We start from the raw sequence: 6,195 nt of genomic DNA, 5'->3' as shown, positions 1-6,195 counted from the left end.
GCGGTGGCAACCAAGGCACCCTGCGATGCAAGCTTGCGCCACGCGAACAGCTGGTTAGGCGCAATGCCATGACGACGGGCGACCAGACTGACCGTCGCGCCCCCCTCGTAGGTTTCGTGGACAATCGCAAGCTTCTCCGCTGTACTCCAGCGTCGACGCCGCTCAGGGCCGGAAAGAATTTCCATCTTAATGCTATTACCAGTCATAATGTGAACAGTAGTCCTATCACTTATTTAAGTGGCAGAAACTGTCCGGGCAATTAGGGGGCTATTCCACGGTGGCAATGCAGGCTCCCATCTTATTTGAAATGCCTCGTAAGAGGAGTGAGCGATGTCTATACGGCACGCCCAAAGTAGACGAGTTTATAGCAAAACAATATTCAGGACCTGGCAGATATCTTCCGGGTCCTGAAAAGCACTCAAATTAGTTGGCCAACATCGATGCGGTTACCATCCGGATCCTCAAATACAAAGGCCCGCAAGCCATAATCCTTATCTTGCAGGCCCTTTATAATCCGTACGCGGTGCTCCTTGCACCGGACAAATAACGCGTCAATATTATCGACAAGAAGGTGAGCGACGTTGAAGTTCGCTGCCTTGTGGTTCGGCTGCCAAGTCAGATGCAACTCCCCGGAGTCTCGCTTTAAGATGACAAAGCCCACAGGGTTTCCATTTTCGAAAATCTTCGTAAAGCCCATTACCCCGACGTAAAAAGTCAACGCTCGTGACATGTCAGTGACTGGAAGCGTCGTGGCAATCCGTCCAAACCGGACACCATGATCTGCGATTTCATTCATCGTCAAATCTCCATCTTGGAAAACGCTATTACCGATGGACGATGCCAAGAGGTGCAAAGCGCTTTCGTTGTTCGAAAAGGATGGACGGTGCCAGTAAGGTTAGCTTTTAAGACAAATCAGAACCACGTTCAATACGTTTGAAAATCTGTAGCCAAAGACTGCTTTGATTGCCCGTCAGCGTACTGCCGAATTGCAGAGACAACACTCTTCCGGCAACCCGGTGGATCTATTTTACTTGTTGCGCACGCAGCTTGCCGCCCATCCTAACTCGCACAGCAGATATACTGGCCGACAACGAGCTGGGATGTATCAAGCGGTTTGATAGTTCAAGCGCCGACGACGTCACCAAGCTGCTTTGTAAATCGCCAGTGCGTCGGCTTCACACATCTCTCTTGGATTGTTCACCAACAGCCTTGTTTGTTTCATGGCGTCACGGGCCATCGTGCGCAGGTGAGCTTCCTCGATACCGACCTCTCGCAATCGGGATGGCAGACCGAGTTTCACGGAAAGCGCAGAAAGTCGTTCGATGAATGCATCGCAGCGTTTTTCTTCATCCCACTCGGCGCTGATATCCGGAAAGGCATTGGCTGCAATCTCTGCATAATCCGAAACTGCTTTCTGAGCGTTGAATTGCATGACATGCGGCAATACCAGTGCATTTGAAAGTCCGTGAGGAACGTGAAAGGTCCCGCCTATCGGATAAGCAAGCGCGTGCACGGCTGCGACGGGAGAATTCGCAAATGCCTGACCAGCCAGCATCGACCCCAGCAGCATCGCGCCCCTTGCTTGCCTGTCTGTCCCATTGAATACGGCCTTTTCAATATTCGCCCCCAAAAGCTGCAAAGCCTGTCTGGCGAGCATTCTTGACAACGGATTATTGTTCGCATTTTGCGATGTATAAGCTTCGATTGCATGCACCATAGCATCGATGCCTGTAGCGGCAGTGATATGCGGTGGTAGACCCAGAGTGAGGTCTGCATCGAGAATTGCCACATCAGGCAGGATGATCGGCGACGAAACGCCGCGCTTTTCATTATCGCCAACGGTGATGATGGAAACCGGTGTCACTTCCGACCCGGTGCCAGCCGTTGTGGGCACAAGAATCAGCGGCAATCTCGGTCCTTTGGCTTTACCCACTCCCCAGATTGCATCGACATCTTCGCCCGAACCGCAAAGAAGAGCGACCACCTTCGCAACATCCAGCGAAGAGCCGCCGCCAAACCCGACGACGCTTGTTACGTTCTTGGCTCTCGCTTCCTCTGTCGCTGCCAGAACGGTTGCAAGCGAAGGATCGGCCTCGACACGATCGAAAACCACTATTTCAACGCCGGAAGCTGCCAAGGATTGAAGTGCAGGATCGCATAGACCAAGTTTAAGCAGACCAGGATCGGTTACGAACAAAACCCGTTCACCCAATCTGTCTTGCACCAGTGCGCCCATTTCGGCAGACGCACCGAGACGAAAGATGATCTGGGCGGTGGTGTTGAACGTGAAAGGTGTCATGCGATTTTCCTTGGTAGCACGCCAGAATTCCCGATCTGCGCGTCAGGTGCGAATGTTGAAAACAGCCTTCAAGCAAAGCTATCGCTTGTAATCCCAAAGCGACTTATTGCTTGAAGAAACGGCAATGGCACCCTGTTTCATTGCCGTAGCAACATCGGCCTCATTGCAAATAAAGCCGGAAGCCACGATAGGCGGGAGGCGTCGCTTGTCCTCTGCAGACAAGTACCCCAGCATCGGCGACGGCATGATCTGCACCAGATTGGGTGCGCTTTGCGAAATTGCCTTCAGACTACGGGGCCATGTGGAACGGTCGGTCACAAAGACCTTCTGCATGGTCAGAAGGCCGCATTGCGCAGCCTTCTGGATTGTTGGAACGCGGGTCGATAGCAAAACTGAAATGCCTATCTCGGCAAGGAACTCAATAGCTCCCTTATCCTGTGACAGGCCTTCGCAACTGTCGATGTTCAGAACGATCAGCTTGTTGCTTTTCTTCAGCGCATTCAGCACTTCAGCCACATGGCGCAGGGCAATATTGGCAACAATGCCAACTTGCGCCTTGCTATCCAGGAAAGCCTGAAGATTGTCCACGCCGTAGAGCGTTGCCATGACTGGCGCCCGCAAAAGCCGCTCACCGATCGTTCTGTCCAATGTCATTCCATCATTTTCCGTCTCTTGGCATGTCGAGCGAAAGTCCGAGCTTGCCGGGGTTAAGCAGATTGTCTGGATCGAGCGCCTTCTTCACTGTTTCCAGCAGCGGAAATGCTGATCCCAGAGCGTCCTTCATGTAAGGCGCACGGAGCAGCCCGACACCATGATGATGGCTCAAGGCCGCACCATACTTGATTAGAACGGCATTGGCAGCATCCCATGCAGCACGATACCACTCTGCGCGCTTTTCTACGTCCACGTCACCGCGCAGCGAGAAATAAAGGCAGGCGCCGTCGACATAGGCATGCGACTGATGCGCCGATCCCGCCAGTGTACCCGGCACGGCATTGATGGCAGCCACGACTTCATCGTAGATCGCAGGCAGATCGCGCCAGCATCCAGTCATTTCCAGCGTATCGGCGACAAAGCCGGGGCTGCGTTTGAAGCCCTCGGCGCTCTTGCCGGTCAGATAACGCGTATCGAGCCACTTCTCGAAAATCGTATCACCATCAAGCTTGTCACCGAGTTCAGCGCAAACCTTCTCGCTGATCGCCATCACGGCATCGACTATTTCCTGCGCGCCTTCGTCGGCAATCAGCAGCACGTTGCTTTCCGGCAGACCGAACTGCACGCCGCTTTCCAGCTCATCGTAGAGACGAAGCGCAGCCGGATTGGCACCGCCTTGCATGATGCGACGGCAAGCTTCCAGACCGATGGCAAAGCTTTTGAAGCCATAGGCAATCGCGCGCGCATAGTCTGGAAGGCGATGCAGTTTCAGGCGCGCCTTTACGATAATGCCGAGCGTGCCTTCCGAGCCGATAAAGATCTGCTGCAAATCAGGCCCGATTGCTGCGCGGGCATAGTTTCCAACCGTCACCAGCGAACCGTCGGCCAGCACGACTTCCATGCCGTAGACCATATCCTCAATCTTGCCGTAGCGCGTCGAAAGCTGACCCGCACCGCGGCAGGCAATCCAGCCGCCCACCGTGCTGATACCGAATGAAGACGGCCAATGCCCCATGGTCATGCCAAAGTCGCGCTGGATCATTTCCTCAAAAATATCACCAAACATGCCCGCTTCAACTTCAACGATCTGGCTGTCCGCATCGAAGCTGACAAAACGGTTGAGATTGCAGACATCAAGCACGATACCGCCGCGCAGTGGCAGCGCCGCGCCAGTAACATTGGAGCGCCCGGCAGAGACCGTGACCGGAACCTTGGCTTCATGCGCAAGGCGCATAACGGCCTGAACCTGCTCCACCGTCGAAACGCGAACGAATACACCGTCAACCGTTGCAGGCTTTCCGCCCGTTTCCGCTACCATCGTGCGCGCCCACCAATCGCGTGTGTTCACGACGAAATCTTCACGCGAGGTCAGAACTTCATCTGCAACGCCCTGCAGTTTCTCAACGAGAGCTGCGTCCACCGAAACGGCGTTCTGAGCCAGATCGGCCTTGGTGCCGATTTCGTTGATGCTGCCAGCATAGTGCGGCTGTGTCGGGGCGCCGACGACATAATTTCCACGATTGTAACCGCGCTTAATGGCTTCCTTGCTGATCATGTTCAGTTCGCTCCTATGAGAATGGATTTTTCTTTTTCGGTCGCGGCCACATAGGCGGCGACCTGACGGTCGATTTCGGCCTGGGGGAGACCGAGTTCATCACCCAGTAAGGCGCCAACCCTTGCCGCAGCACGGGCAGAGGCATCGCGCGCCATCAGACGGGCGCGCATACGACGCGACAGCACGTCGTCAATGGTTCGGGCTAGTTCGTGCCGTGCGGCATAGACGACTTCACCAGCAGTATATGGCAGTCCCTCGACCAGCGGTTCGGCGAGTTCAGGACGTGCGGCCATCAGATCACTGACAAAGCGCGATTCCGTACCGTAACGCTCACCCAGATGCGCCTCCATACCGCCGGAGGCCACGATTGCCTGCGCGTCGTATCCGGCAGCACCCAGCAGAAATGCCTTCTTCGTGATGCAGCGACGACGATCGCCGAGAACTTTCGCCGCAGCATCTACAGTCTGTTCAGCCATATGGCGCGAAGTCGTCAGCTTGCCCCCCACAATCGTGACGAGGCCGTCAGGCGCGACATGCACGGAATGATCACGTTTGACATCCATGGTGCTGCCACCTGACGAAGCGGCCACCAGCGGGCGACAGCCCGCAATGCTGCCGACGACATCATCGGGTGTCAGGTCGATATTGAGTGCGCTGCACGCGCCCTCGATCAGAAAATCGAGCTCGCGACGCGTGCAATGCACATCATCGAGATCGCCCTGATAATCCTCGTCGGTTGTGCCGAGATAGGAGACGTTGCCCCAGCGCGTAATGGTTGCGCGGCGGCTACGCCCCGGTACGGGCACCGTCACCGTGCAGTCGTTGCGGATTTTCAACCAGGGGATAGCGACGTGAACCCCCTTGGCGGGACGGACGTGCAACGGTTTTTCGCCATTCTTGCCAAGCCCCATCCAGTCTCGCAGCCATACCCCAGTCGCCATGATGACGGTCTTGGCGCGCACCCGGATTTCCTTGCCCTCGACGGTATGAACGATAGCGCCATCGACCCGGCCGGAGCTGCGGGTAATCTCGGCGACCTTCGAATGATTGAGGACCGTGGCCCCGTAAAAGCCAGCAGAACGGGCCAATGCCAGCGTCAAGCGCGCATCATCGACGCGGGCATCGAAATACATGAGGCCGCCGCGCAAATATTCGTCCTTGAAGGTCGGACAATGCGCCAGCACTTCCGCAGCAGTCAGTTTCTGATGCAGGATGCCTTCCCGCCAGCCGCCAGCCAGATCATATGTCCAGAGCAAGCCTTCAAACGCCTTGGCGAAGCGTGCATCGAACACACCGTCCCGCTCCAGAATGGGAAACAGGAAAGGCAGACGCTGCACAAGATGACCGGCATTGCGGCGCAGGCGCTGGCGTTCCAGCAGGGAATGGCGAACCAGGCCAAGATTGCCCTGTTCGATGTAACGCAAACCGCCATGCACCATCTTCGACGATTTCGATGACGTGCCGGATGCAAAATCATCTTTCTCGACCAGCGCAACACGAAAACCGCGCAGACTGGCATCGAAGGCGCAGTAAGCACCGGTCACGCCGCCGCCTACGATCAAAATATCGTAAGTTTCAGTGGCAAGACGGTCTTCCTGTTCCGACCGGTTTAGCCGCAGCGGCTCGGTGCGGATCATCCGGGCGCGATCCTTGTCCGCGCGCCGGGAGCGCAGATTCAGCATTTCAA

At 55.9% G+C, this 6,195-nt stretch carries 6 protein-coding genes; all 6 read right to left on the bottom strand.

What is annotated here, in order from left to right; genetic code table 11:
* Positions 1 to 206 (bottom strand): transposase (locus tag ACTJKP_RS22315; RefSeq protein ID WP_440631852.1); only part of this gene is annotated, 206 nt, incomplete at its 3' end.
* A gap of 212 nt (positions 207 to 418) precedes the next feature.
* Positions 419 to 796 (bottom strand): VOC family protein, encoded by a 378-nt coding sequence (locus ACTJKP_RS22310; protein ID WP_113534110.1) that lies wholly within the window; start codon positions 794 to 796, stop codon positions 419 to 421.
* A gap of 342 nt (positions 797 to 1,138) precedes the next feature.
* Entirely contained in the window at positions 1,139 to 2,299 is a 1,161-nt protein-coding gene (locus ACTJKP_RS22305) for an iron-containing alcohol dehydrogenase (RefSeq protein WP_440632217.1), read from the bottom strand.
* A gap of 78 nt (positions 2,300 to 2,377) precedes the next feature.
* The gene (locus tag ACTJKP_RS22300; protein ID WP_440632215.1) at positions 2,378 to 2,953 is read right to left on the bottom strand and encodes a glycerol-3-phosphate responsive antiterminator; all 576 of its coding nucleotides are present in this window, start codon (positions 2,951 to 2,953) and stop codon (positions 2,378 to 2,380) included.
* Positions 2,954 to 2,957: 4 nt separating this feature from the next.
* The gene (locus tag ACTJKP_RS22295) at positions 2,958 to 4,508 is read right to left on the bottom strand and encodes an FAD-binding oxidoreductase (RefSeq protein WP_440632214.1); all 1,551 of its coding nucleotides are present in this window, start codon (positions 4,506 to 4,508) and stop codon (positions 2,958 to 2,960) included.
* A 2-nt stretch (positions 4,509 to 4,510) separates the two neighbouring features.
* Entirely contained in the window at positions 4,511 to 6,190 is a 1,680-nt protein-coding gene (locus ACTJKP_RS22290; protein WP_440632213.1) for an FAD-dependent oxidoreductase, read from the bottom strand.
* Positions 6,191 to 6,195 lie beyond the last annotated feature (5 nt).

The sequence above is a fragment of the Brucella sp. 22210 genome (genome assembly GCF_052045675.1).
Taxonomy (GTDB): domain Bacteria; phylum Pseudomonadota; class Alphaproteobacteria; order Rhizobiales; family Rhizobiaceae; genus Brucella.
Note: the sequence above shows the minus strand (reverse complement) of the source record. Positions and strands in the feature narration are given on the sequence as shown.

Coding starts and splice junctions, on each gene's coding strand:
- ACTJKP_RS22300 (WP_440632215.1), bottom strand. CDS start 2,953: ATGACATTGGACAGAACGATCGGTGAGCGGCTTTTGCGGGCGCCAGTC.
- ACTJKP_RS22310 (WP_113534110.1), bottom strand. CDS start 796: ATGAATGAAATCGCAGATCATGGTGTCCGGTTTGGACGGATTGCCACG.
- ACTJKP_RS22305 (WP_440632217.1), bottom strand. CDS start 2,299: ATGACACCTTTCACGTTCAACACCACCGCCCAGATCATCTTTCGTCTC.
- ACTJKP_RS22290 (WP_440632213.1), bottom strand. CDS start 6,190: ATGCTGAATCTGCGCTCCCGGCGCGCGGACAAGGATCGCGCCCGGATG.
- ACTJKP_RS22295 (WP_440632214.1), bottom strand. CDS start 4,508: ATGATCAGCAAGGAAGCCATTAAGCGCGGTTACAATCGTGGAAATTAT.